This window comes from Acinetobacter sp. YH12094 (assembly GCF_013419295.1).
Lineage (GTDB): Bacteria > Pseudomonadota > Gammaproteobacteria > Pseudomonadales > Moraxellaceae > Acinetobacter > Acinetobacter amyesii.
The window spans coordinates 132,456-158,072 of the sequence record NZ_VPAK01000002.1; the positions used below are offsets into that span (position 1 = coordinate 132,456).

The window sequence follows — 25,617 nt, forward strand, 5'->3', positions numbered from 1 at the left end:
ATTTTACCTTAAAAGCAAGTGGGGCTTGTGACGGCCCCAACTTTTTGTTTTATGCAACTTGGTTTTCAAATAAATGCAAGTTTGTTGCACTTAACCATACCGTTTGATTTGGGCGGAATTGATGCGCTTTCGCTTCATCAGCCGTTAATGAAATTTCGATCAGATTGCCTTGGCGGTCATGCAGTTCAGCAATGACTTTACCTGCAATCCAAAGCTCACGTACAAAAGTCGCTTGGATGGCATTTTCTTGCGGCTGTGCATGAATACGCAGTTCATCCGGACGAGCAAAGGCAATGACATTGCCTTGCGGTGCATTGGCATTTTGTGGCAACAAAATTCGGTCTTCACCAATTTGAATAAGGCCATTGCTATTTTGACCTTCAAAACGGTTGGCTTGACCTAAAAAGTCAAATACAAATGGTGTTGCAGGTTTTTCATAAACTTCACGTGGCGAGCCAATCTGTTCTACGTTGCCTTTATTCATCACAATGATTTGATCGGCCACTTCAAGCGCTTCTTCTTGGTCATGGGTCACGAAAATAGAGGTGATGTGGAGTTCGTCATGTAAGGTACGTAACCAGCGGCGTAATTCTTTACGAACTTTGGCATCCAATGCACCAAAAGGTTCATCCAGTAATAACACACGCGGTTCAACCGCTAAAGCACGCGCTAAGGCAATACGTTGACGTTGACCACCTGAAAGCTGAGCTGGGTAACGGTCAGCCAAGAAGCCAAGCTGAACAAGATCAAGCAAACGAGTAACCCGTTTTTTGATCTCTGCTTCAGATGGGCGTGTTGCACGTGGGCGTACGCGTAAACCAAAAGCAATGTTGTCAAATACGGTCATATGACGGAATAGTGCATAATGTTGGAATACAAAACCAACTTCACGTTCACGGACATGAACTTTAGTGGCATCTTCACCTTCTAGAATGACTTGACCGCTATCGGCAGATTCAAGTCCTGCAATGATACGGAGCAGGGTGGTTTTACCACAGCCAGATGGGCCAAGCAGCGCAACGAGCTGGCCATCAGGGAAATCTAAAGAGATATTTTTAAGTGCATGGAATGCACCAAAGTGTTTTTCAATATTTTTTACTTGAATACTCATGAGGTCATTCCTTAAGAAACTTGTGAATCTTCTTTACGCTTGTCTTGTCGTTCCTGACGTAGTTCAACCCATGTTTTTAAAATCAGGGTCACAATCGCCAAGAGCGCTAATAGTGAAGACACAGCAAAAGCAGCACTAAAGGTATATTCGTTATAAAGGATTTCTACGTGTAGCGGTAAGGTATTGGTTTCGCCACGAATGTGACCTGAAACTACAGAAACAGCACCAAACTCACCCATTGCACGTGCATTACATAGAATCACGCCGTAGATTAAGCCCCATTTGATATTTGGAAGTGTCACTTTCCAGAAAGTCTGCCAGCCTGAAGCACCCAATACGATAGCTGCTTCTTCTTCCTCTGTCCCTTGAGCTTCCATTAATGGAATCAACTCACGTGCCACAAAAGGAACGGTAATAAACACAGTAGCAAGGACAATGGCTGGAACGGCATATAAAATTTTGATGTCGTTATCCATCAGCCAGCCGCCTAACCAACCTTGAGTACCAAAAATCAGTACCAACATTAAGCCTGCAATGACTGGAGAGACTGAAAATGGCATATCAATAATCGTGGTTAAAATAGATTTACCACGGAAATTAAACTTGGCAACAGACCATGCCGCAGCTACACCAAAGACAACGTTTAACGGTACGGCAATCACAGCTGTCAGTAGCGTAAGTTTTACTGCTGATAATGTATCTGGATGTACCAGTGCTTGGAAGTAAACGCCAACACCTTGTTTAAAGGCTTCAACGAAAACCAAAACCAATGGCAGAATCAGGCAGCTTAAGAAGAAAATTAAAGCAATGATGATTAGGGTATAACGAACCCATGTCGGTTCACGCGTTGCATCACGCGACTGTAATTTTTCCGCAAGCGCATTACTGTTCGTATTCATCGTGCAGTTCTCCCTGTACGGCGACTTGCCCATGCTTGAACCAAGTTAATTAAGAATAAAATGGCAAAAGAAATCACCAGCATCACAACAGCAATCGTGGTCGCACCTGCATAATCATATTCCTCAAGGCGAGAGATAATCATCAATGGGGCAATTTCAGTCTTGAAGGGTTGGTTACCTGCGATAAAAATCACCGATCCATATTCACCCACACCACGAGCAAATGCCAAAGCAAAACCTGTTAACAGCGCTGGAAATAGAATAGGTAAGATCACTTTGGTCACGATCTGAAAGCGGTTTGCGCCCAGTGCCGAAGCTGCTTCTTCAAGTTCAGTTTCTAGATCACTCAGTACAGGCTGTACAGTGCGAACCACAAAAGGAATACCAATAAAGATGAGAGCCAAGGTAATACCGATCGGGGTATATGCGACTTTAATGCCAATGGGTTCAAGGTACTGACCGATCCAACCAGTCGGTGCATATAACGAAGTTAATGCAATACCCGCAACGGCAGTTGGCAATGCAAAAGGTAAATCAACCAAAGCATCGACAATACGTTTACCCGGGAAGGTATAACGAACCAAACACCATGCTAAGAGCAAACCAAAAACCACATTGACTAACGCAGCAATAATGGCGGCACTAAAACTCAGTTGTAACGATTTTAAAATACGTTCTGAGCTTAAAATTTCCCATAGTCCATCCCAACCGATACCTAAAGATTTAATAAATACGGCCGAAAGGGGAATGAGCACAATTAAGGATAAATACGCTAGGGTAAAGCCTAGAGAAAGACCAAATCCTGGCAGCACTCGGGATCGCTGCGACATGTTGACTCCTCAAAATGAGAAAAGCTGACTTAAAAGGTCAGCAAAATTGAATAAATGATTTTGCGACAAGCTTAATGCTCAGTACTTAAAAAGCAAATTGAAATAAATACTTGTTTTCATCAGTAAAGCTGATATGTTTCATGTGGTTTTCTGAAATTAAGTAATTGAAAATTTCAGGAAACGGTCCAAAACCTGATGCAACATTAATGTGTCCTACAGCACCCATATTCACAGGGTAAAGCTTCCAAGCATCAGCAAGTTGTTTTGCATCTTCAAAGCCAAGCCAAGGATCATTTTCACTAATCAACATCGTTGTCGGCACACGAATACTCAGCTGATGAAAAAAAGCTTTGTAATCCGTTGTACTGTCGCGTGCAAAGCCTTTTTCTCCAAAGCGTGCTGGATTGGCTGGCGCAACCAAAACTAAATTTTTGATTTTTTTATTGAGTTCTGGATACAAGGCCAATGCTGCCACCGTGGTTAAACAACCAAAGCTATGCGCCACAATTTGAATTTCACCCTGTAAAGGTCGTACGGTTTGAACGAATTGTTTAATCCAGTCCTTGAGTACAGGATGATTCCAGTCTTTTTGCTGAACACGAGAGCTAGACATGAGCTGACGTTGTAACCAAGATTGCCAATGTGCGTGTTCACTACCGCCTACACCCGGGACAATTACTGTATGTGTCATGTCAAGTTCTCCTGATTCAGTCAATGAATGGTCTTATTTTCCATTGTTGGCTTTGACGATTTGGTCAAACACGCCGCCATTTTCAAAGTGTGCTTTTTGGACTTTATCCCAACCACCAAATTCTTTATCAATGGTTACGAGTTTAAGTGGCTTAAAGACTGACGCGTATTGTGCAAGCGTTATAGCGTTACGTGGACGGTAAAAGTTCTGAGCTGCGATTTGCTGACCACGTGGTGAATAAAGGAAGTTTAAATAACCTTTGGCTAAATAAAGATTGCCTTTTTTCTCTGCATTTTTTTCTAAAACAGCAACAGGTGGCTCAGCTAAAATTGAAAGTGAAGGGGTCACAATTTCAAATTTACCCGGTTGTTCACGAATCGCTAAATGTGCTTCATTTTCCCAAGCCAGTAATACATCACCAATGCCACGTTCAGCAAAGGTCGTAGTCGAACCACGTGCGCCTGAATCGAGTACTTTGGTGTTTTTATAAATCTTACGGACAAATTCTTGAGCCGTTGTATCATTACCACCCGCTTGATGTTTTGCCCAAGCCCATGCAGCTAAATAGTTCCAACGTGCACCGCCTGAGGTTTTCGGATTTGGAGTGATAATACCCACGCCTGGTTTAACTAGATCGCCCCAATCTTTAACTGCTTTGGGGTTGCCTTTACGGACTAAGAATACAATCGTTGAGGTATATGGCGTTGAGTTTTGTGGAAGTTTCTTCTGCCAATCTGCAGGTAAAAGTTTGGCTTTTTCTGCAATCACATCAATATCCGCTGCAAGTGCTAAAGTCACTACATCGGCATCTAAGCCATCAATGACTGCACGCGCTTGTTTGCCTGAACCACCATGAGATTGTTTAAAATTAATTTTTTGACCTGTACGGCTTTCCCAATATTTGCTGAAGTCTTTATTCACACTTTCATAGAGTTCACGCGTTGGGTCGTAAGATACGTTTAAAAAATCTTTCGCAGCTGCGCCAAAAGAAACCGTCGAGATGACTGCTGCAAGAACACCCAATTTTAATTTTGCGGAAAGACTCATGTGAACCTTAATAATTTTTACTTAGTCTGTAACATGGATGAAGAATAGCGCCAATCTTTATGCATAAAAAATAATTAAAAACGAATTTTATATGAATAAAAAAGATAATAAGTGTGTCTACGAAAAAAAGCATCGACCTTATGCGAAAGGAAGATGCTTTTCAGTATTTAAAGCATTATTTTGAATTATTGATCTTCACGATTTGATCAAAGACACCACCATTTTCAAAATGTTTTTTCTGCACTTTGCTCCAACCACCAAACTCTTTATCAATCGTGACGAGTTTTAAAGGTTTAAAAACATTTTTATATTTTGCTAAAACTGCCGCATTACGTGGACGATAATAGTTCTGTGCGGCAATAGTTTGACCTGCAGGTGAGTACAGATAATTTAAATACGCTTTGGCTAAATTTTCATTGCCATCTTTCTTGGCATTTTTTTCTACAATCGCAACAGGTGGCTCGGCCAAGATAGAAAATGAAGGGGTCACAATCTCAAACTTACCCGGCTGTTCACGAACTGCCAAATGTGCTTCATTTTCCCAAGCCAATAACACGTCACCAATACCACGTTCAGCGAATGTAGTTGTTGCACCACGTGCGCCTGAGTCGAGGACTTTGGTTTGCTTATAAATTTGACGGACAAATTCTTGGGCTTTTGCATCATTACCACCTGCTTGATGTTTTGCCCAAGCCCACGCTGCTAGATAGTTCCAGCGCGCACCACCCGATGTTTTTGGGTTCGGGGTAATAATGTCGACACCCGGTTTAATTAAATCGCCCCAGTCTTTAATGCCTTTCGGGTTGCCTTTATGCACTAAGAACACAATGGTCGATGTATATGGCGTTGAGTTTTGCGGGAATTTTTTTTGCCAGTCTTTTGCAACTAAACCACGTGCAGCAATTTCATCAATATCAGCAGCCAAAGCCAACGTAACAACATCGGCATCTAGACCATCAATAACTGCACGAGCCTGTTTGCCTGAGCCACCATGAGATTGTTTAAAGTTAATGTCTTGGCCTGTGGTTTTTTTCCAATAAACACTAAAGTCTTTATTGAAGTTGTCATACAATTCACGGGTTGGATCATATGACACATTTAAGAAATCTTTGGCAGATGCACTAAATACTGTGGCAGAAATGAATGCAGCCAAAACCCCAAGTTTTAATTTCGATAGATTCATGTTGTCCTCAATTTTTATACATTTTTTGTTGGATCAGGCAAGAATATCTGTAGTTTTAATGCAGAAAAAATAATTAAAAAAGAATTTAATATGAACAAAAAAGAAATATATGCTGAGCGATTATTTTTTAAAATAAAGTGATGTAATTGGGATGACGACGTATGCAGTGTTTTAAAAATGCGCAGCAAATAGAACAAGTTAATTTACTTGATCGCGCCTTTCACTATGGCGATGGCTGTTTTAGCACGGCACGTATTCGCCAAGGACAAATAGAACTTTTAGCTTTGCATATTGCACGATTAAAACTGAGCAATGAGCGATTAAAGCTAAATGCAGATTTAAACCTTATTGAAGACACTTTAAAATTGTTACGTAAACAAGATGTCGTCAATGGCACTTTAAAAATTGTGTTGAGTCGTGGTATTGGTCAGCGTGGCTATAGTTTACCTGAGCACCCAGCAGATGTTTGGGTGTTTTATTACCCTAAAACCGTTGCTGATTTTGAGTACGAAACTGTCGAAAGTGGTGTATTACATCAAGCCATTGGGTTAACCATGCCAAGTTTGGTGGGTTTGAAGTCCTTAAATCGATTAGAACAAGTTATGCTCAAAGCAGAGTTGGATCAAACCCCATGGGGCGAAGCTTTGGTGACGGATGTGCAAGGTACAGTTGTTGAAGGTGTGAGCAGTAATTGTTTTATTCGCACAAATGAAGGATGGATTACACCCGAACTTCGTTATAATGGCGTGCATGGTGTCATGCGTGCAGAAATTTTAAAACGGATGCAGCAGCTTCAGATTCCATGTACTCAACGTCACGTCAATATGGATGAAATTACGCATTTTCAGAGTGTTTTTTTCTGTAATGCCTTAAGTCCCATGAAAATTGCATCAACTCTGAATGGAGTTGAGTTAGATGTTCAAGCTTGTATTGAACTTTTCCGAACACTTCAATTAAGTCAGATTCGTTAATATGTCCACCGTGTCTAAAAAAACAAATAAGAAAAAATCTGCCAAAGCAGGTTTTCCATTTAAAGCATGTTTGGTTGTGCTACTTGGTATCGTTGTACTTGTGGCGATTTTACTGTGGTCGAGTTTGTTTAAAGCCTATCCTGTGGAAGGCAAAAAGCAAATGTTGGCGATTGGTGCAGGGGATACCTATTCAGGATTTATTGACAGACTAGCCAAAGAGAAACAAGTTCATTTTCCTATTATTTTGAAGTTGTACCAAAAGTTCATGATCAATGACACCTTAAAAGCAGGTGTGTATGAAATCCATGAAGGCATGAGTGTGCGAGAAGTTATGGAGTTGATTTCGAATTCTGAAAATGCACAAATGAATCGTATTTTAGTGATCGAAGGGACGACATTTAAGCAACTCATTGATGCTTTAAAAAATGACCCATTGGTAACGCATGACATTAGCAATCTGCCTTATTCAAAGATTTTGCAGGAACTGGGTATTCCGTATTCACACCCAGAAGGTTTATTTGCTCCGAATACTTATTTCTTTGCAAAAGGCGAGTCTGATCGCAAAATTTTGAAGGATTTGTATAACCGACAAATCAAAGCCTTAGATCAGGCTTGGAACAATCGAGCTCAAAATTTACCGTATAAAGATAAATATGAAGCCTTGATCATGGCATCGATTATTGAAAAAGAAACCAGTATTGATAGTGAGCTTGAACAAGTGTCTGGTGTATTTGTGCGTCGTCTCAAACAAGGGATGCGTTTGCAAACAGATCCAACTGTGATTTATGGCATGGGCGATAAATACCAAGGCAATATCACTCGCCAAGATTTACGTACACCTACAGCATATAATACTTATACGATCAATGGCTTACCGCCTACACCGATTGCTTTGCCGAGTCAAAAAGCTATTGAAGCTGCAATGCATCCTGATTCATCTAACAATATATATTTTGTTGCAACAGGAAATGGCGGCCATAAATTTAGCAGTAATTTGCAAGACCATAACCGCGCGGTACAAGAATATTTATCTGTAATTCGTGCGAAAAACTAAGGAGTGAGCATGTTTATTAGCTTTGAAGGCACGGAAGGTGTGGGTAAAACTACACTCATTCGTAAATTACATGATCATTTCCAAAATTTGGGTAAAAATGTCGTACTTACACGTGAGCCGGGTGGTACACCTATGGCTGAACAAATTCGTGCATTACTTTTGGCCGTCAATCATGATGAAGCAATGAGTGATGATACAGAGTTGTTACTTATGTATGCTGCACGCGCACAGCATTTGGCGCGCGTGATTTTACCTGCATTGGCAGAAGGTAAAATCGTTTTATGTGATCGTTTTGCCGATTCGAGTTTTGCTTATCAATGTGCAGGACGTGGTTTAGATCGTGACAAGCTCAATGTCTTAAATGCAAGTTTTGTTGCGCGTATACCGGATATTACTTTTTGGCTTGATGCACCGATTGAAACAGGAATGTTAAGAGCAAGAGAGCGTGGTGCTTTAGACCGTTTTGAACAAGAGAAAGCAACGTTCTTTGAGAAAGTGCGTTCAGGTTTTGCTGAAATCCATGAAAATGAGCCTGCACGCATGAAGCGCCTTGATGCGACGCAAACACCTGAACAGGTTTTTCAACAGGCATTATTGCATTTGCCGCAGATCTAAAATGCCATAGTAATCTTTAGGTATTTGATTTAAAAATCATTCATAGCATAAGTTATGGATGATTTTTTTATGCCGCATCGAAAGCAGGCGATTATTGATTTTTTACAACGTGAATTTGCCCCAAGTTTAAAAAACTGCACGATTCAAGAAGTTGGACAGCAAACCGCGACCTTAATTTGGCATGTCACAGAACAAGATCTAAGACCGGGCAATACGATTTCTGGCCCGACTATGATGACTTTGGCTGACTTTGCGCTATATGTGGCAATATTGGGGGAGATCGGGATTGTAGGGCTTGCGGTCACGACCAATATGAATATTAATTTTTTAAGAAAACCAGAAGCCAATCAAGATTTAATAGGCGAGTGTCGATTGTTAAAAGTGGGCAAAAGTATAATTTATGGTGAAGTGTTGGTGTATTCAGTAGGTGTGGATGAGCCCGTTGCACATATAACAGGGAGTTATTCGATTCCTCCGCAGCGACATTGAACTGAAAATATGCAGTTGATCCATTAGATTGGATTAAAATGCAGCAGTCTGTCTAAATAAATTGTGCATTGGTTGGTGAATTTTCTGCGTAGTGTATTTTTATTTGCATAATTTCAAGAGCTTAGTGGAAATCAATCAACTCATAAGTGTTATTTTAAATCTATAATTGAATCACAGATTTGATTGGTTAAATACATGACTGCTACTGCACATGAAGTTGTTCGGCTCTTTCAGGAGCATGCATATCCTTTGTCAGAAAAATTGACAGAAATGTTGAATGAGCATTACTCACATCAAACTGAACGACGTGGCTGTGGCTATACCCAAGCCACACGTGTGTTAGCTGAATATATTAATGTGCCGCGTGCATCACATGAATTTCAAGATCTCAAACTTTTTGATCAATATGACACGCATGGTTTACGCAAAATTTTAGATCATAGTCGTGCTTATCATTTAGATTTGTCTAGTTGGCGTCATCTAGATTTAAATCAAAATATTCAGCAATTGAAACAATCCCCAGACTTTTACGAGGTTTTACAGAAAGAATTGCATTTTCAAAAAAGTTTGCGTCAAATCCAGCAACATGCAAATTTGGAAGAAAGTCAGCTTATTTGTACCTTGATTGAAGATCTGATTTTGCCAAAATCGGCAACTGAAAACCAAATCGTTGAAGTGCAAGCACTGGCTAATAAGCCAAAAGTTGGCTCTTGTCCGATGGCTGAAAATTTCTTTTTAAAAATTGCACATCGACGTGTATTTCGTAGCGGTGAAATTAATATTTTTGTAGATGAATACGGTCAGCCCTTATTTATGGAAAAATTAAATATGGGGGATAACCATTCTTGTATCAGCTTGAAACCTGTACTCATGAATGGTGTCCGTATTCCAGCCGGTTCACTTTTTTCCGTTGATTATGATGCAGAACAATTAGTTGAAAAACGGGGGAATCGTGAGTTTAAAGGCTTTGTGATTCCTTATCAGGCTATTTCTGGGTGGTGGTTTTTACGTTTAACGACTTTGTCAGTGTCGCCTCAAAATCGAAAGCGTGCCTTCAGTACACATTTTCAGCAGCAAGTGGATAATGGTCTGTATAGCCCAGGTACGACTGAGCTTCAGCAATTAATTGATGTGGCAATAGCGCAACTTTGAGTGTTTCCATCATGTTAGATGTATGCTTTTCGCCAAAATATTTTGCTCATACTCATACCAATAGTATGGAAAAATTATTGGCGGTTGGAACAGCTTTAGAACAATGGCAGAACATCAGAATACATGAGCCTGAGTGTATCGACGCTGAAATTTTAAGCCAAGTGCATGATCCTGTTTATGTGGACGCATTTATGATAGGGCAGCCCACTAAGCTTGCGACCTTTTCAGGTTTTAAGCCTTGGAATACTCAGCTTCGAGATGCAGTGCTGAGAATCAATGCAGGGCAGTTGATGGCAGCAGAAATGGCTTTGCAAAAAGGCATTGCAGCAAATGTTGCACAAGGTTTTCACCATGCAGTGTATGAATATGGCGGATCATATTGCACATTCAATGGTTTGGCTTTGGTGGCACAGCAGAATCCGAATAAAAAAATCTTTGTACTCGATTGCGATCAACATGGGGGGAACGGCACAGCTGATTTTACTAGACGGTTAGAGAACCTTTTTAATTTTAGTATTTATGGGCTACATTTTGGTTGTCCTACTTATGAACGTTCTTTAACACGGCATGTGCATAAAGATCGTGGAAATTTCGCACAATATACTTTGGCTATACATGAAGGAATACAGCAAGCTAAAGCATGGGGTGCAGATTTAATTATTTATCAAGCAGGGATGGATTGTCATCAAGCTGACCCTTTTGGCTCATCATGGTTTAGCACCGCTTTGATACAAAAACGTGAAGAAATGGTCTTTAACTTGTCTAAACGTGCAGATATACCATTGATGTTTGTATTGGCTGGGGGTTATCAGAATATGAATGATCTGGTAAATCTACACTTAGAAACTTTCAAAGCTGCGCTACGTATTTATGGATAGTAAAATCAAAAAAAGCCGACTTCATGTGCGGCTTTTTTTGATTTAAAAGTTTTAAGAAACTAATTCAGTATTGACTACAGGGCAATCAACCGTGAAATCGGGTGGACTTAACACAGTTTTACGTAGTTCGTCTGCTTGTTCAGGATAGTCTAAAGTGAAATGCAGACCACGAGACTCTTTACGTTCCATTGCACAGCGCACAATCATTTCTGATACCAATACTAAGTTACGGAGTTCAATCAGATTTTTACTGACTTGATAATCTTGATAATACTCGGTGATTTCACGCTTAAGCATTTCAATACGATGGAGCGCACGTTGAAGTCGCTTGGTTGTTCTGACAATACCGACGTAGTTCCACATGGTTTGGCGAAGTTCATCCCAATTCTGCAAAATCACCACGTCTTCATCAGGGTTGGTCACTTGCGAGTCATCCCATTCTGGGACATGAGGCGCCTGATAAGTTCCTTGATGCTGTGCTGTGATATGTGCTGAAGCACTCATACCATAGACAAAACATTCCAGTAAGGAGTTACTCGCCATACGGTTTGCACCATGTAGGCCGGTATAAGAGGTTTCCCCAATGGCATATAGGCCTGGAATATCGGTCTGACTGTTTTCATCAACCACAACGCCACCACAGGTGTAGTGTGCTGCAGGAACTACTGGGATCATTTCTTTGGTAATATCAATACCGAGTTCCATTAAGCGTTCATACAATGTTGGGAAATGTTCTTTGACAAATTCTGCAGGTTTATGGGTGATATCAAGCCAAACATGACGAATTCCTAGACGTTTGATTTCATAATCAATAGCGCGCGCTACGATATCGCGTGGTGCTAATTCGGCACGCTCATCAAAGCGCAACATAAAGCGTTCACCATCTGGAAGACGTAAATAGGCACCTTCGCCACGCATCGCTTCGGTAATTAAGAAAGAGCGAGCTTGAGGATGGTATAAGCAGGTTGGATGGAATTGGTTAAACTCCATATTGGCAACACGGCAGCCTGCACGATACGCCATGGCAATACCATCACCCGTCGCAATGTCGGGATTTGATGTATATAAATATGCCTTCATGGCACCACCACAGGCAAGGGCAGTGAAGGGTGCTAAAAAGGTATGTACTTTTTCGGTTTTTTCATCTAAAGCATACAGACCGAGAGCACGGTTTTCAGCTTCAGGATTTAATTTTTGTGCCGTGATTAAATCGATTGCAATAAAATTTTCAAAAATATGAATATTGGCTTTTTCTTGCGCACGTTCAACCAATGTTGTGGAAATAGCACGACCTGTGGCATCTGCTGCATGGATAATCCGCCGGTGAGAGTGACCACCTTCACGTGTCAGATGTAACTGTTCTTGGTCGTCTAAAGTAAATTGCACACCCTGATTCAGTAGAAAATCGACAGAAGATTTACCACCTTCAACGGTTTGTTTTACCGCCGCCATTTCACATAAATGCGCACCGGCAATCATGGTGTCATTGATATGCTGTTCAATGGAATCTGTTTTATCGAGGACGGCAGCAACACCACCTTGGGCATAATATGTGCTGGCATCCGTCAGCGTCGATTTAGCTAAAACAGCAATATTAAAATGATCTGGTAGCGATAGGGCTAAACTTAGGCCTGCACCGCCACTTCCCACAATAATTACATCAAATTGATGTATCGTGTTTAAATTAGACATGTCCATCAGCTAATTTTAAAAATGTCCGATCATCACAACTGTTTTTGCCTAAAAACGCAATGACTATAAATTAACTAAATAATGAAAAATATTCATAGATCTGTAATATTTAAGGAATGTTTAAGATTGTTTATCATAAATAATCATCAAACATTTTATTACGAAGCTTAGACTTGCATTGTGATAAAAACTAACGTATTTCAAATGATAAGCACAATTGAGTGAATGCTAACAATGAATAAATCGTATTTACAAAAGGGACTCTATGCAGCTGTGTTTACGGTTGCTAGCGTGCAGACTCAGGCAGCGGGTCCTGTTGATTTTTCCAATTTGGTTGAACAAGTCAGCCCAGCTGTCGTAAGCGTGAATGTGGTTAAAAAGCTTAGTCAAGAAGAGCTTTTGCAGCAACAAGTCCCAGAAATATTACGACGCTTTTTCGGTAATCAGGTGGTTATTCCGCAGCAAAAAATGCCGCAAGAAAAGACCGGTTATGGAAGCGCATTCTTTATTAGTAAAGATGGTTATTTATTGACAAATCACCATGTGGTAGAAGATGCCTCGAAAGTCACCATTGTACTGAATGACCGCCGTGAAATTGATGCCACAGTTGTGGGTAGTGATGAGCGGACTGACGTGGCTTTGTTAAAGGTCAAAGGTTCAAATTTTCCTGAGCTACGCACAGGCAATGTTGACCGTTTACGTGTAGGTGAGCCAGTGTTGGCCATTGGTTCACCATTTGGCTTTGACTATTCAGCTTCAGCAGGAATCGTTAGTGCTAAAATGCGTAATATGATGGGAGAAACCTCGGTTCCATTCATTCAAACCGACGTGGCATTGAACCCGGGTAATTCTGGTGGTCCATTATTTAATCAGTCTGGTGAAGTGGTCGGGGTAAATTCTCGTATCTTTAGTGGTACAGGCGGTTATATGGGGTTATCGTTCTCGATTCCCATTGATGTTGCAATGGATGTTGCAGACCAATTAAAGAAAAACGGCAAGGTAACACGTGCTTATTTAGGCGTCATGCTACAAGATATCGATCGTAATCTTGCAGAGTCTTATAACCTTTCAAAACCAGAAGGTTCTTTGATTACTCAAGTTGCACCAAATTCACCTGCTGCAAAAGCTGGCTTTAAAGTGGGTGATGTCATTTTGAAATTTAATGGCACACCAATTTCACGTACAGGTGAACTGCTGAATTATCTTAATCGTACAGGTCCAAATCAAAGTATTCAGCTTGAAGTGCTGCGTGATGATAAACGCCAAAATATTTCAGCAACCTTGATCACAGCACCAGATGATACGCCTGCAAAAGCTGAAACGACATCTGTGAAAAAAGGTCCAGTGATCGGGGTGTCAATTCGCAACTTAAACGCAGATGAATTAAAACAACTGAGTCTAAAAGGCGGTGTTTTAATTCAAGATGTACGTGCAGGAGGTATAGCTTCACAAGCACGAATTCAGCCGGGGGATGTTGTCACCCAAGTTAATAATAAAGTCGTAAACAATGCTGAAGATTTTGTGAAAGTTATTTCTGAGTTGAAAAATGGTAGCATTGCACGTGTTTCTTTGATTCGTCAGGGACAGCGTGCGATTGTGGGCATGCGTATTCAGTAATGATTTACTAAATGAAAACCACTCCAAGCGAGTGGTTTTTTAACTTTAGCGTTTTTGCAATTCACCCTTAGATAAAAATGGGTAGACTGTGGGCCACAATTTAAAATTTGCAGGACGCTATGAGCGATATCTTTGATTTAAAAATTACAGTTCAAGCTGAACATATCGACACATTAAATCATGTGAATAACGTGGTGTACGTCAGTTGGATGCAAGATGTCGCGACAGCACATATTGAAGCTTTGGGTTTAGGCTTAAAAGAATATATTGAATTGAAGCATGCCATGGTCGCTGTTGAGCATCATGTGCAATATCGTAAAGCAGCGCTCGAAGGTGAGGAGATTATTTTACGAACTTGGCTAAATGATATCAATGCATTGTATTCGTTTCGGCAGTATGTATTTTATCGCCCTAAAGACAAAGCGATATTATTTACAGGCAATACACAGTGGGCATGCATTGAAATTGCTACAGGGCGTCCAAAGCGCATGTCGCCAACATTTACCCAAGCTTATCAACCCATCGCAGATAGCATAAATCCGCTTGATTTTAGTACTTATGATTTCTGATTTTTAAATGAATCCTCATATTAAAGCGAAGACTAGTTAAGTTCTACACGCAGGATAAGTGGTTAGCATAAAAGCAATGCATTATTTTCGATACTTTGAAAAATCCATCTGCTATAATCCTCGGCAATTTCTATTCGGCTTTTGCTATGCATAAAGAATTGCATGCATAGCGCTTTTATTTTTCCAAGGTAGCCCATGGCGCAAGCTAAAAAATCTGTTGATATAAAAAACATTCGTAACTTCTCGATCATTGCGCATATCGACCATGGTAAGTCGACGCTTGCCGACCGATTTATTCAAACTTGTGGTGGCCTGCAAGATCGTGAAATGCAGGCACAGGTTCTAGATTCTATGGAATTAGAACGTGAGCGTGGTATCACGATTAAAGCTACGTCTGTGACTTTGTATTACACTCATCCTAACGGTGAAGAATACCAACTCAACTTCATTGACACACCTGGGCACGTTGACTTTTCTTATGAAGTTTCACGTTCATTGGCTGCGTGTGAAGGTGCACTGTTGGTTGTCGATGCTGCACAAGGTGTCGAAGCACAGTCTGTTGCTAACTGCTATACAGCAATTGAACAAGGTTTAGAAGTACTACCTGTTTTAAATAAAATTGATTTGCCGCAAGCAGAGCCAGAGCGTGTTATTCAAGAAATTGAAGACATTATTGGTATCGAAGCGACTGAAGCACCTACATGTTCAGCTAAAACCGGTCTAGGCATTGAAGGGGTGCTTGAAACACTAGTCAATGTCATTCCTGCACCCGAAGGCGATCGTAATGCACCATTACAAGCCTTAATTGTTGACTCTTGGTTCGACAACTATTTGGGCGTGGTTTCTTTAGTTCGTATTAAAGAAGGTCGTGTGCGTAAAGGCGATAAAATGTTGATGAAATCAACTGGTCAAACGCACATCATCACCTCAGTAGGTATTTTTAATCCTAAACATACAGAAACTGACATGCTCGAAGCAGGTGAAGTTGGTTTCGTGATCGCGGGTATTAAAGATATTTTTGGTGCTCCAGTTGGTGATACGATTACCTTGGCAACTACACCAGAAGTTGAAAGCTTACCGGGTTTCAAAAAAGTGAAACCACAGGTCTATGCAGGTTTATTCCCAATCGATTCAAGTGAATTTGAACCGTTCCGTGAGGCGCTGCACAAACTGCAAATTAATGACTCAGCGTTGTTCTTTGAACCTGAAAGTTCAGATGCACTTGGTTTTGGCTTCCGTTGTGGCTTCTTGGGTATGCTGCACATGGAAATTGTACAAGAACGTTTAGAACGTGAGTATGATCTGGACCTGATTTCTTCAGCACCAACCGTAATTTATGAAGCGGTGATGAAAAATGGTCAAACCATTTATATCGACAGTCCTTCTAAAATGCCTGATGGTTCAACAGTTGAAGACTTACGTGAGCCAATTGCTGAATGTCACATTTTAGTACCGCAAGAATACTTGGGTAATGTGATGACTTTATGTGTTGAACGTCGCGGCGTTCAAAAGAATATGAAGTTTATGGCGAACCAAGTGGCCATTACGTTTGAAATCCCAATGGCTGAAGTAGTTATGGATTTCTTTGATAAATTGAAATCATGTTCACGCGGTTTTGCATCGTTAGATTATAACTTTGTGCGTTTTGAGAGTTCATCTCTAGTTAAGGTGGATGTGTTAATCAACGGTGAAAAGGTTGATGCCTTGGCCATGATTTGCCACCGACAAGATGCACGCCATCGTGGTATTGCACTTGTGGAAAAAATGAAAGATTTGATTCCACGTCAAATGTTCGATGTGGCTATTCAAGCAGCAATTGGCGCGCAAATCATTGCACGTTCAACTGTAAAAGCGATGCGTAAAAACGTATTGGCAAAATGTTATGGTGGTGACGTGTCACGTAAGAAGAAACTTCTTGCGAAACAAAAAGAAGGTAAGAAACGTATGAAGCAAGTGGGCAGTGTTGAAATCCCACAAGAAGCGTTCCTTGCGGTATTGAAAGTAGAAAGATAATAAATAGAGGTTTATGAGCTCATGGATTTTGACTTTAATTTGATCCTTGTTCCTGCCACAGTCATTTTTTTCTTAATTTGGCTGTTGGATAAGTTTGTCTGGAAGCAACGGCAGACCAAAGGTAAAGGGAATGAAAATGTCGTTATCGCATGGGCTTATGATTTCTGGCCGATTCTAGCGATAGTCTTGGTGATGCGTTCATTCTTATATGAGCCATTTAATATTCCATCTGACTCTATGGTTCCAACCTTAGAAACAGGTGATTTTATCGTGGTGAATAAATATCAGTATGGCGTACGATTACCTATTATTAATAAAAAAATTATTGATGTCGGTGAACCTGAACGTGGTGATGTCATTGTATTCCGTTATCCACCACAACCAACCATCAGCTATATTAAACGAGTGGTCGGTTTACCAGGTGATCATATTATTTACGATCATGGTCAACTGAGTGTGAATGGTCAAAAGGTGGCAAAAGTTCCTGTAGAATTTAGCCGTGAAAAAGATCAACTTGATACACCTACATCGATTTATCATAAAGAAACCATGGGTAAGCATACGTTTACCATGCGTGAGCTTGAAGGCGTCAATGTTGCGCGCCAAGCACCATTTATCAACTATGTTGAAAATGGTAAATATTCAACAGAAAATGGTTTATATTGGGAAGTTAAGGTTCCTGAAGGTCACTATTTCGCGATGGGGGATAATCGCGATCAAAGTGCGGACAGTCGTTTTTGGGGCTTTGTGCCTGAAGAAAACCTCACTGGACGTGCTTTTTACAAGTGGATGCATAAGGAACCTGGTTTAAAACTGCCTTCATTTAGTCGTAATGGCAGTATTGATTAGTCTTACATCAGGAAAATAAAATGAGACATCAACGGGGAACGTCTTATATTGCAATTTTAATTGCTGTGATTGGTTTTGCTTTTTTAGCTAAAGCTTTAATTGCGGTTTGGGGACCGTATGTTGACGATCGTCTCGTCAACAATGAAATTGAAGAATTGATGAAGAGCAGTCCTAAAAATATTGCTCCGAGTAAGTTTGAGTCACAAATGTCACAGCGTTTAGATATGAATGGTGTACGTGATTTAAATTTTAAAGATATTGCTCAAGTCACTAATGTAGACGGTCTACAAGTGAAAACAGATTATGAAATAAGAAAACCTTTCTTATTGAATATTGATATTGTGTTGAAGTTCGAGAAAAGTTTTGATCAAAGCTCAGTCCAAGCTAAATGAAGCTCGTTTAGCAAGTCGTATCGGTTATCAGTTTAAACAACCTGAATTGTTACAACTGGCCTTGACCCACCGATCGGTGAGCCATAAATACAATTATGAACGCCTAGAATATCTGGGCGATTCATTGTTGGGTATGATAATTGCCAATTATCTGTACCATGCCTACCCGCATGAAAATGAAGGGCGTCTAACGCGTATGCGTGCGACACTGGTTCGTCAGGAAGCGCTAGGAAAAATTGCCAATGACTTAAAACTCAGTCAAGAATTAATCTTGAGTACAGGTGAGTTGAAATCTGGCGGTCATCATCGCGAGTCTATACTTGCGGATACCGTTGAATCGATCATTGGTGCAATCTATGTCGATTGTCAGGATTTAAAAATTCTGGAACCGATTGTTCTTAAATGGTATGTGCCATATTTAGATCATATTGAACCAACTGATCAACTGAAAGATCCTAAATCACGTTTGCAGGAGTATTTACAAGCACGTAAAAAACCTCTCCCGGTTTACGAGGTTGTAGATATTCAGGGTGATGCTCCGAACCAACATTTTAAAGTTGAATGTACAGTTGAAGGGCTCCCTGTTAAATACGGTGAAGGTTCAAGCCGTCGCTTTGCTGAACAGGCAGTAGCGGCAGAAATCTTAGAAATTTTGGAGAAAAAGTCTTAATGACTACTCATTCCGATCACGTAGATGCTGATCACGAGTCGCAAGGCGACAGTAACGATTTAATTAGTCAGTTTTTTAGTGCACAAGGCACTGAAATTCCAGCCGATTTTAAAAGTGGGTTTGTGGCGATTGTTGGTCGTCCAAACGTGGGTAAATCAACGTTGATGAACCATATTTTGGGTCAAAAACTTTCCATTACCTCTCGTAAACCACAGACCACACGTCATAAAATTGTGGGTATTGACTCACGCGAAAAATCTCAAGCGGTATTCGTAGATACCCCGGGGATGCACAAAAAAGAAGTCCGTGCCATCAATAAAATGATGAACCGTGCGGCACATTCTGCACTTCGTGATGTGAACTTAGTTTTGTTTGTGATTGATGCAGACAAATGGACACAGAATGATGATTTAGTGTTAGAAAAGCTAAAAAATGCCGATATGCCAGTGATTCTTGTGATCAATAAAATTGATACACTAGAGAATAAAAACCATGCATTACCATTGATACAAGAGCGTGCAAAATTAATGAATTTTGCAGAAATTGTTCCTGTATCAGCATTACGTGGTGCAAATTTAGATCATTTGCGCAGCACGATTGAGAAATATTTACCATTTCAACCACCACTGTATTCACTTGAGCAATTGACTGATCGTTCAGAGCGTTTCCTTGCCTCTGAAATTATCCGTGAAAAAATCATGCGTCAATTGGGGGAAGAGCTTCCTTATGATCTAACCGTTCAAATTGAGTCGTTTAAAACAGAAGAAGCAACAGTTAATCCAAAAACTGGTCGTCCTAAAGCGGCGTGTACCTATATTGATGCGACGATTTTTGTCGATCGCTCTGGCCAAAAAGCCATTGTTATTGGTGAGAAGGGTGCCAAACTGAAGAAAATCGGTATGGATGCACGTGTAGATATGGAAAAAATGTTCGAGCAAAAGATCATGTTGACGCTTTGGGTGAAAGTCAAAGGCGGTTGGTCTGATGATGAGCGTGCATTGAAAAGCTTAGGTTATAGCGATATCTAATCGTTAAATAACAAACTTTGAGGGAAGAGTAATGATGAAAGTATTGGCCGTAGTTGCATGTGTTTTGTTTCTACAAGGGTGTATTCATAAAATCGTTACTGTTCCTGTCAAAGTGGCTTATAAAACCACAAAAGGCGTGGTTAAAGGTACTGCTGCAGTTGTGGGTGCAGTCATTCCAGATGGGGATGAAGATGAAGACGACAAGAAAAAGAAAGACAAGGATTAATATTTCAAATCATGCGTAATGAGATACTGCATGGTTATTTAATTCACCATCGTAAATATCGTGAAAAAAGTCATATTGTGCACTTGTTTACTCAGGAGCATGGTCGAATTGATGGTATTCTCAGGCAAACGCCACCTCCCCAGTATCAACCAATTTGCTTGCAAGCATCTGGTAAGTCCGAACTTAAAAACTTTAGTAAACTCGAAATTGTAAATCAACCCATTTTCTTTTTTGGGGATGCTTTTTTTTCAGGATTTTATCTAAATGAAGTCTTATTGAGGCTATGTCCGTTAGAGGTTGAGATGCCTGAGACATTTGCTCAATATGCACACACCTTGGAACAACTTCAATGCATGTCTGTCCAGGCCAACCCTGATTTATTCTTACGGCAAATCCTTAGACAATTTGAGCATGTGCTGCTTGAAGAGTTGGGTTTTGCGTTGGATTTTTCAACTGATGCAAATCAACAGCAAATTCAACCTCATGAAAATTATCAATTTCATTTAAACGAAGGTTTTCAACCTGTCATTAAAGCCTCACGCGCAACATTGTCAGGTCAACATATTTTAAGTATGAGTGATTATGAAAAAGGTGGGGAATTTAATCCTGAACAGTTACAATTACTGTCTAAGTTGTACCGACAAATGATTACTTCCTTGCTTGGCGATCGTCCATTAAAAAGTCGTCAATTGTGGATACAGAATTCTCAAACTCAACGTCATTAGGAAAGAATTATGGCAGCTTTGCTTGGTGTAAATATTGACCATGTGGCAACACTACGAAATGCACGTGGGACAACTTATCCAGATCCTGTGAATGCCGCAATTATTTGTGAGCAAGCGGGGGCGGAAGGGATTACGCTGCATTTACGTGAAGATCGTCGCCATATTAAAGATGATGATGTACGGCGTATGCGTTCTGTATTAAAAACCCATATGAACCTTGAAATGGCAGTGACCAATGAAATGGTTGAATTTGCCAAAGAGATTCAGCCGCATCATGTATGCTTTGTTCCTGAAAAGCGTGAAGAAGTCACGACTGAAGGTGGTCTAGATGTGGTTGGGCATTTTGAAGATGTAAAAAACGCGACTCAAGCACTCGCGGCGATTGGTTGCGAAGTTTCATTATTTATTGATGCTGACTTTGCTCAAATTGATGCAGCGATTGCCTGTGGTGCGCCTACGATTGAGTTGCATACAGGTGCATATGCAGATGCTGAAACACCTGAAGCGCAGAAAGCAGAGCTGGAACGTATTATTCGAGGTGCTGAATATGCCGCATCTAAAGGTTTGATTGTGAATGCTGGCCATGGCTTAAATCTTGACAATGTCACTCCGATTGCGCGCATTGCGCAAATTCATGAACTAAATATTGGTCACTCGATTATTGCTGATGCAGTGTTTATTGGATTGGCACAGTCTGTAAAACAAATGAAAGCTGCGATTAAAGCCGCACGTTAATTTTTAAGTAAAGTATATGTCAAATATTGATTATGATGCCCTAATGAAGCCAGTCATTGGCTTCTTGGGGTGTGAAACACCAAAAGCATGGCTAGATGAAGCTTTAAATAATTTGGATATCCTGATGCAGGATCATGCCAATTGTGAAAAGAAAGCAGCAAGTACAGCAATGAATTTGATGTTTCGTTATAGTTTTTTCTCGGATTTACAAATCAAACTGGCACAGCTAGTACGTGAAGAAATGCTGCACTATGAGCAAGTGCTGGAACTGATGGCAAAACGTGGTCAGGAATGGACTGCAATCAGTGCTGGACGGTATGCAGGTGGCCTACGCAAAGAAGTGCGGACTTATGAGCCAGAAGCGTTAATTGATATTTTGGTGATTGGCGCATTTGTTGAAGCACGGTCATGTGAGCGTTTCTATGCGCTTGCACCACATGTGGATGAAGAGTTGGGGCGTTACTACCGCTATTTGCTAAAGTCTGAATCACGCCATTATGAGGACTATTTAGCATTGGCCATGGATGTGGCGACGACCAATAAGCTAAAGAACCCGAAAGAAGATATTCAGATGCGTATTGAGCATATTCGTGAAGTTGAAAAAAATTTGATTAGCAGCCCAGATGATTTATTCCGCTTTCATAGTGGCGTGCCAGTCAAAGCCGCTTGATAAAATAATCCTCCAGAATGGGGGATTTTTTATGCACTTAAAATAAATGATAATAAGAATTATTTACAACATGCTTGAGTGAATCTAAAATGAATCGATCTCTATGAATCAAACAATTTAAGCTCACTTATTCAATATGAAATTACAATTCACTTTACTCTGTATCGCTTTGTGTGTGGTTGGTCAGGCTCAAGCGCATTATCCTTATGTGGCGCCATTAAACTATCAAACATTTAATAATCATAGTGCCATTCTTTCTGGTTTTTATGACAATCCGTTTGTTTCTGAAATAGCCATTAAAAACTTTAATTTCCATGTACATACACCATCAGGTGATAAGCTGCATTTAACAGATGCCGATTGGGTAAAAACGCAAACGGTCAGCAGTTATAGTTTAGAAAATAAGCAGGATGGCACGTATCGTATTCGTGGTGAAAAACAGGGAAGTACAGCGCGTTTTGCTTATGATCAAAAGCAGTGGAAAGCGTTAATCAATGGTGTACGTGATCCTCAAAAAACTGCGAATGCAAATGTCATTTATACAGCCGAGTTGACTAAAAAGTCGCAAATCAAAAGTATTCAAACCCAAGAAATCATCGAAACTTTTATATCGCGCCGTGTAACGTCTACAAATGTAGTGAATCATTTGCATGATGGTTTTGATGTGCAATTTAGAACCCATCCGAATGCCATTATGCAAAATGAGTCAGTACAACTGAAAGTGCTAGATCAGAAAAAAGCGGTTGCGGGTTTGCAGATTGAAATTTTGCAGCAAACAACGGATTACAGCCGTGAGGGAAAAGTTTATAAAACGCTTAAAACTGATCAAGAAGGAAACTTGAATTTTAGCCTATCAGATCGTGGTCAGTATTTACTGAAAATTGACTATCAGCAGCCTTTTGAAATGAAGGGAGACGCATTAAAACGATATAAATATACTTTGAGCTTTAATGTAATCTAAGGGTAGTTAAATGAGAAAAAGCTCTGCGATTTGCAGAGCTTTTTTATGAAAATGATTTAGCTATCTTTAGGTTCAAGATAAAACATCGATAAACCTATCAATAAAATTAAACTGGTTTGAGTGAAAAAGTGTTTATTAAAACCACCATAATATTGCTGCGAATAGCCTGCAATCAGTAAATAACCCGTTAAATAGAGCAATCGATAATATCGGCTCTCAAAACAATAACAGATACTTGCAAAACATAAAATCAGGCAACCAATGACCATATAGTGGATATCCCAAATGATGGTGTTGATAGCAAATAAAAGTGCTGCAAGTGCGCCGATAGATAAATTACGCAGGCTTTCAAACCCTTGAAAAATGTGCATCAAAGCTAAAATGAAGAGTGGTAATAGAGCAAGTGCATATTTTATTTTCATACTGTTTTGCGTCATGAGCATAAAATTTTGCTGTTTCTCAACAATGGGGCTAGTACTGATGCTTAGCCTAAGCCATTGAAGGGTTAAGTGTTCAGGGGTGTTGGCTTTAACTAAAAATTTGAGAGTGGCTTGTGGTGGGATAATATAATTTTCTTGGAATTCATGGCCATAAAACATCCAGGATTTATTGGTCTCCAATGTGCGATATTGCGTATTTTTTTGAGTTGAGATGTTAAAAAGTTGTCCACTTGCATTTAACCCGGCTTTCATACATGGCGTTTCTTTCTCGTTAACAATGCATAACGGAAGTACTGAAATTTCAAGATCTTTTCGTGTTTGTTGCTGACCTGCAAAATCAATATGAACATACAGTTGATCAGATTGGTTTTGCAGTGTAATCGGTGTGCTCGCCCAATATTGTCCTTCTGTCATCTCGTTCAATACAGATTCAGATATTTCCGGAATAGTATTGTGATTTTGAATCTGCTGAGGTGGAATCAACCATTGTAGGCTGCTGTCAAGAAGGGTGTTGGTTTCACTATTATATAAATTGGGTGGCGTTTTGAAATGTTGCTCAATTTCACTTTCGGGTGTGCAGCTCACCAAATAAATTGCAAATGGGCTGATAAAAATTAAAAGAAAAATGAATGCAGTGAGATAGTGTTTTAAGGCAGTTTTATTTGATTCAGCATCAACTTGAATGAACATTTTTTTTATTTTAATGACAATGACTTATAGATTATATGTAAATCATAGGCATTAAAAAAGCCCATTTAAATAAATGGGCTTTAGAATTTGGCTCTCCAACCTGGGCTCGAACCAGGGACCTGCGGATTAACAGTCCGTCGCTCTACCGACTGAGCTATTGGAGAATCTGAATGCGATTATAAGCAGATTTTGAGGAGGGTCAAGCTAAAAATACCAATATGAGGAGAAATGCGTGATAGATGTTTTTTATTTGAACAAAAAGAATGATTTTTTAGAAAAAATGAATCTTAGGCTTGCAAAGAAAAAATTCAATTGATAGTCTGAATACAACAAAAGAGCGTTTAAACATATGTTTAAACAGTGTGGATTTAAACCCAACTTGCCAGCACTAAAATGGCTAAACAGGAGAAAGCGAATGAATACGCTGACTATTTCTCAGATTTTTTCAAATTTTTCTTTTTACCAAGAAAACTATCTTTCTATTATTAGTAATCAAGAGCAATATCAAACACCTGTCGAAGGTGCATACGTTGACGTTTGGCCTTTGGGTCGACGTGACTTGGCATTGGGTGATTTATTACAACTGTGGTTTAGTGAAAAATGGTTGATCAACGCGCCATGTCATTTACGTTTTGAACATCAAGATGATGGTCGTCGTGTGCCTTTGCAACGCAAGCAAGACTTGTATTTATACCAATTGGCAGGTAATGCATTATCAGGCTCAAATCGTTCTAAAGTATGGTCTATTTCAGAACAACGGGAACTTCGTGTTGAGTTAGATAGTGCTTTAAAATATTACTGCTTTCAAAAGGGCAGTAATCGCATTGATCTAAGCGAAGGCCAATTAATTCGCGCCTTACATTCAGCAATTTAAGTTTGAATCATCATCTGCTCGCATTGAATTGCGAGCAGAAAAATAAAAATATTAAGGACGTATAATCATGCATGTCGCTGTTGCATGAGCATATATCTTTCCATTGTTATCCATAATTCTGCCTTCTGAAATTGCTAAATTTTTGCTGATATTAATTAAATGGCCTATTGCGGTTAAATCTTGATTTTTAGGGATAGGTCTACACATTTTTATATTGAGATCAATGGTGCCATAGCCTATACCAGCTTCTAATGCCGAGTGTACGACACACCCTGTAACTGTATCTAAGACTGTTGCTGCAAAGCCACCATGCACACCACCAAGGGGATTTAAATGGCGCTGATCGGCTTTTACAACAAACTCTACATTACCTTGCTCAATCTTTTTGGGTTGCATTGGAATAATTTCACTAATGCTTGCAGGTGGAATTTGGCCTTGCATCATTGCCTTTAAAATTTCGAGTCCAGTCATTTCTTTGATGTTCATTGGTATATCTCTGGATAGGTTAGTTTTGTGGTTGTTTTGGGTTCTAAAAAGGAACTTATT

Annotated in this window: 28 protein-coding genes and 1 tRNA gene; 19 read left to right on the plus strand and 10 right to left on the minus strand. The window is 39.9% G+C overall.

Going from position 1 to position 25,617, the window contains the following annotated elements:
* Positions 1–49 precede the first annotated feature (49 nt).
* The 6 genes from FTU34_RS02175 to FTU34_RS02200 all read right to left on the minus strand — a co-directional run bounded on the left by FTU34_RS02175 (position 50) and on the right by FTU34_RS02200 (position 5,761).
* The gene (locus FTU34_RS02175; RefSeq protein ID WP_111883965.1) at positions 50–1,111 is read right to left on the minus strand and encodes a sulfate/molybdate ABC transporter ATP-binding protein; all 1,062 of its coding nucleotides are present in this window, start codon (positions 1,109–1,111) and stop codon (positions 50–52) included.
* A gap of 11 nt (positions 1,112–1,122) precedes the next feature.
* Positions 1,123–2,010: a sulfate ABC transporter permease subunit CysW gene (gene cysW, locus FTU34_RS02180; protein ID WP_078192018.1), complete on the minus strand. Its 888-nt coding sequence runs from the start codon at positions 2,008–2,010 to the stop codon at positions 1,123–1,125.
* A complete protein-coding gene (gene cysT, locus FTU34_RS02185) occupies positions 2,007–2,840 on the minus strand; it encodes a sulfate ABC transporter permease subunit CysT (RefSeq protein ID WP_078190342.1) in 834 nt (277 codons plus the stop codon). Before cysT ends, cysW begins: the two co-directional genes overlap by 4 nt.
* 85 nt (positions 2,841–2,925) lie before the next feature.
* A complete protein-coding gene (locus FTU34_RS02190; RefSeq protein ID WP_180034361.1) occupies positions 2,926–3,531 on the minus strand; it encodes an alpha/beta hydrolase in 606 nt (201 codons plus the stop codon).
* Positions 3,532–3,564: 33 nt separating this feature from the next.
* Entirely contained in the window at positions 3,565–4,578 is a 1,014-nt protein-coding gene (locus tag FTU34_RS02195; protein WP_180034360.1) for a sulfate ABC transporter substrate-binding protein, read from the minus strand.
* A 175-nt stretch (positions 4,579–4,753) separates the two neighbouring features.
* A complete protein-coding gene (locus FTU34_RS02200; RefSeq protein WP_180034359.1) occupies positions 4,754–5,761 on the minus strand; it encodes a sulfate ABC transporter substrate-binding protein in 1,008 nt (335 codons plus the stop codon).
* Positions 5,762–5,922: 161 nt separating this feature from the next.
* Between FTU34_RS02200 and pabC the strand changes: the two genes are divergently transcribed.
* The 6 genes from pabC to FTU34_RS02230 all read left to right on the plus strand — a co-directional run bounded on the left by pabC (position 5,923) and on the right by FTU34_RS02230 (position 10,920).
* Positions 5,923–6,732 carry an aminodeoxychorismate lyase gene (gene pabC / locus FTU34_RS02205; protein ID WP_180007631.1) on the plus strand — a complete coding sequence of 270 codons (810 nt, stop codon included), beginning with the start codon at positions 5,923–5,925 and terminating at the stop codon, positions 6,730–6,732.
* A 1-nt stretch (position 6,733) separates the two neighbouring features.
* Complete coding sequence (gene mltG / locus FTU34_RS02210) at positions 6,734–7,786, plus strand: endolytic transglycosylase MltG (protein ID WP_180034358.1); 1,053 nt, start codon at positions 6,734–6,736, stop codon at positions 7,784–7,786.
* Between the two features lie 9 nt (positions 7,787–7,795).
* A complete protein-coding gene (gene tmk, locus FTU34_RS02215) occupies positions 7,796–8,401 on the plus strand; it encodes a dTMP kinase (protein WP_180034357.1) in 606 nt (201 codons plus the stop codon).
* A 69-nt stretch (positions 8,402–8,470) separates the two neighbouring features.
* Positions 8,471–8,890 (plus strand): PaaI family thioesterase, encoded by a 420-nt coding sequence (locus FTU34_RS02220; RefSeq protein WP_180034356.1) that lies wholly within the window; start codon positions 8,471–8,473, stop codon positions 8,888–8,890.
* 195 nt (positions 8,891–9,085) lie between these two features.
* Positions 9,086–10,042 carry a hypothetical protein gene (locus FTU34_RS02225; RefSeq protein WP_180034355.1) on the plus strand — a complete coding sequence of 319 codons (957 nt, stop codon included), beginning with the start codon at positions 9,086–9,088 and terminating at the stop codon, positions 10,040–10,042.
* An 11-nt stretch (positions 10,043–10,053) separates the two neighbouring features.
* Entirely contained in the window at positions 10,054–10,920 is an 867-nt protein-coding gene (locus tag FTU34_RS02230) for a histone deacetylase (RefSeq protein ID WP_180034354.1), read from the plus strand.
* A 51-nt stretch (positions 10,921–10,971) separates the two neighbouring features.
* Here FTU34_RS02230 and nadB read toward each other — a convergent pair whose 3' ends face one another.
* Positions 10,972–12,618, minus strand: coding sequence for an L-aspartate oxidase (nadB, locus tag FTU34_RS02235; RefSeq protein ID WP_180034353.1), 1,647 nt, complete (start codon positions 12,616–12,618; stop codon positions 10,972–10,974).
* Positions 12,619–12,846: 228 nt separating this feature from the next.
* Here nadB and FTU34_RS02240 point away from each other — a divergent pair, with 228 nt between their 5' ends.
* From FTU34_RS02240 to FTU34_RS02295, 12 genes are all read left to right on the plus strand, one after another.
* On the plus strand, positions 12,847–14,229 hold the full coding sequence (locus tag FTU34_RS02240; RefSeq protein WP_111883975.1) for a Do family serine endopeptidase: 1,383 nt from the start codon (positions 12,847–12,849) through the stop codon (positions 14,227–14,229).
* A gap of 119 nt (positions 14,230–14,348) precedes the next feature.
* Positions 14,349–14,798, plus strand: a complete 450-nt coding sequence (locus FTU34_RS02245; protein ID WP_180034352.1) for a thioesterase family protein — start codon at positions 14,349–14,351, stop codon at positions 14,796–14,798.
* Between the two features lie 195 nt (positions 14,799–14,993).
* Positions 14,994–16,811: a translation elongation factor 4 gene (gene lepA / locus FTU34_RS02250; RefSeq protein WP_111883977.1), complete on the plus strand. Its 1,818-nt coding sequence runs from the start codon at positions 14,994–14,996 to the stop codon at positions 16,809–16,811.
* Between the two features lie 21 nt (positions 16,812–16,832).
* The gene (gene lepB, locus FTU34_RS02255; RefSeq protein ID WP_168378032.1) at positions 16,833–17,660 is read left to right on the plus strand and encodes a signal peptidase I; all 828 of its coding nucleotides are present in this window, start codon (positions 16,833–16,835) and stop codon (positions 17,658–17,660) included.
* Positions 17,661–17,680: 20 nt separating this feature from the next.
* On the plus strand, positions 17,681–18,052 hold the full coding sequence (locus FTU34_RS02260) for a DUF4845 domain-containing protein (protein WP_078192003.1): 372 nt from the start codon (positions 17,681–17,683) through the stop codon (positions 18,050–18,052).
* Positions 18,024–18,722, plus strand: coding sequence for a ribonuclease III (gene rnc / locus FTU34_RS02265; protein ID WP_111883979.1), 699 nt, complete (start codon positions 18,024–18,026; stop codon positions 18,720–18,722). The genes FTU34_RS02260 and rnc overlap by 29 nt, the downstream gene beginning before the upstream one ends.
* Positions 18,722–19,750, plus strand: coding sequence for a GTPase Era (era, locus tag FTU34_RS02270; protein WP_067765139.1), 1,029 nt, complete (start codon positions 18,722–18,724; stop codon positions 19,748–19,750). The genes rnc and era overlap by 1 nt, the downstream gene beginning before the upstream one ends.
* 31 nt (positions 19,751–19,781) lie before the next feature.
* A complete protein-coding gene (locus FTU34_RS02275) occupies positions 19,782–19,976 on the plus strand; it encodes an NF038104 family lipoprotein (protein ID WP_078192000.1) in 195 nt (64 codons plus the stop codon).
* Between the two features lie 8 nt (positions 19,977–19,984).
* The gene (gene recO, locus FTU34_RS02280) at positions 19,985–20,701 is read left to right on the plus strand and encodes a DNA repair protein RecO (RefSeq protein WP_180034432.1); all 717 of its coding nucleotides are present in this window, start codon (positions 19,985–19,987) and stop codon (positions 20,699–20,701) included.
* A gap of 9 nt (positions 20,702–20,710) precedes the next feature.
* Positions 20,711–21,436 carry a pyridoxine 5'-phosphate synthase gene (pdxJ, locus tag FTU34_RS02285; protein WP_180034351.1) on the plus strand — a complete coding sequence of 242 codons (726 nt, stop codon included), beginning with the start codon at positions 20,711–20,713 and terminating at the stop codon, positions 21,434–21,436.
* A 16-nt stretch (positions 21,437–21,452) separates the two neighbouring features.
* Positions 21,453–22,106: a tRNA-(ms[2]io[6]A)-hydroxylase gene (locus FTU34_RS02290; protein WP_078191997.1), complete on the plus strand. Its 654-nt coding sequence runs from the start codon at positions 21,453–21,455 to the stop codon at positions 22,104–22,106.
* A gap of 136 nt (positions 22,107–22,242) precedes the next feature.
* Complete coding sequence (locus FTU34_RS02295; RefSeq protein WP_180034350.1) at positions 22,243–23,067, plus strand: DUF4198 domain-containing protein; 825 nt, start codon at positions 22,243–22,245, stop codon at positions 23,065–23,067.
* A gap of 56 nt (positions 23,068–23,123) precedes the next feature.
* Here the strand turns inward: FTU34_RS02295 and FTU34_RS02300 are convergent, their stop codons facing one another.
* Both FTU34_RS02300 and FTU34_RS02305 read right to left on the minus strand, forming a co-directional pair.
* Positions 23,124–24,197 (minus strand): hypothetical protein, encoded by a 1,074-nt coding sequence (locus tag FTU34_RS02300; protein WP_180023361.1) that lies wholly within the window; start codon positions 24,195–24,197, stop codon positions 23,124–23,126.
* Positions 24,198–24,285: 88 nt separating this feature from the next.
* A tRNA-Asn gene (locus FTU34_RS02305) sits at positions 24,286–24,361 on the minus strand.
* 251 nt (positions 24,362–24,612) lie between these two features.
* On the opposite strand from FTU34_RS02305, the gene FTU34_RS02310 reads away from it, so the two are divergent.
* Positions 24,613–25,071 carry a hypothetical protein gene (locus FTU34_RS02310; RefSeq protein ID WP_180034349.1) on the plus strand — a complete coding sequence of 153 codons (459 nt, stop codon included), beginning with the start codon at positions 24,613–24,615 and terminating at the stop codon, positions 25,069–25,071.
* A gap of 51 nt (positions 25,072–25,122) precedes the next feature.
* Here the strand turns inward: FTU34_RS02310 and FTU34_RS02315 are convergent, their stop codons facing one another.
* Positions 25,123–25,557: a PaaI family thioesterase gene (locus FTU34_RS02315; protein WP_111883987.1), complete on the minus strand. Its 435-nt coding sequence runs from the start codon at positions 25,555–25,557 to the stop codon at positions 25,123–25,125.
* Positions 25,558–25,617: the final 60 nt, after the last annotated feature.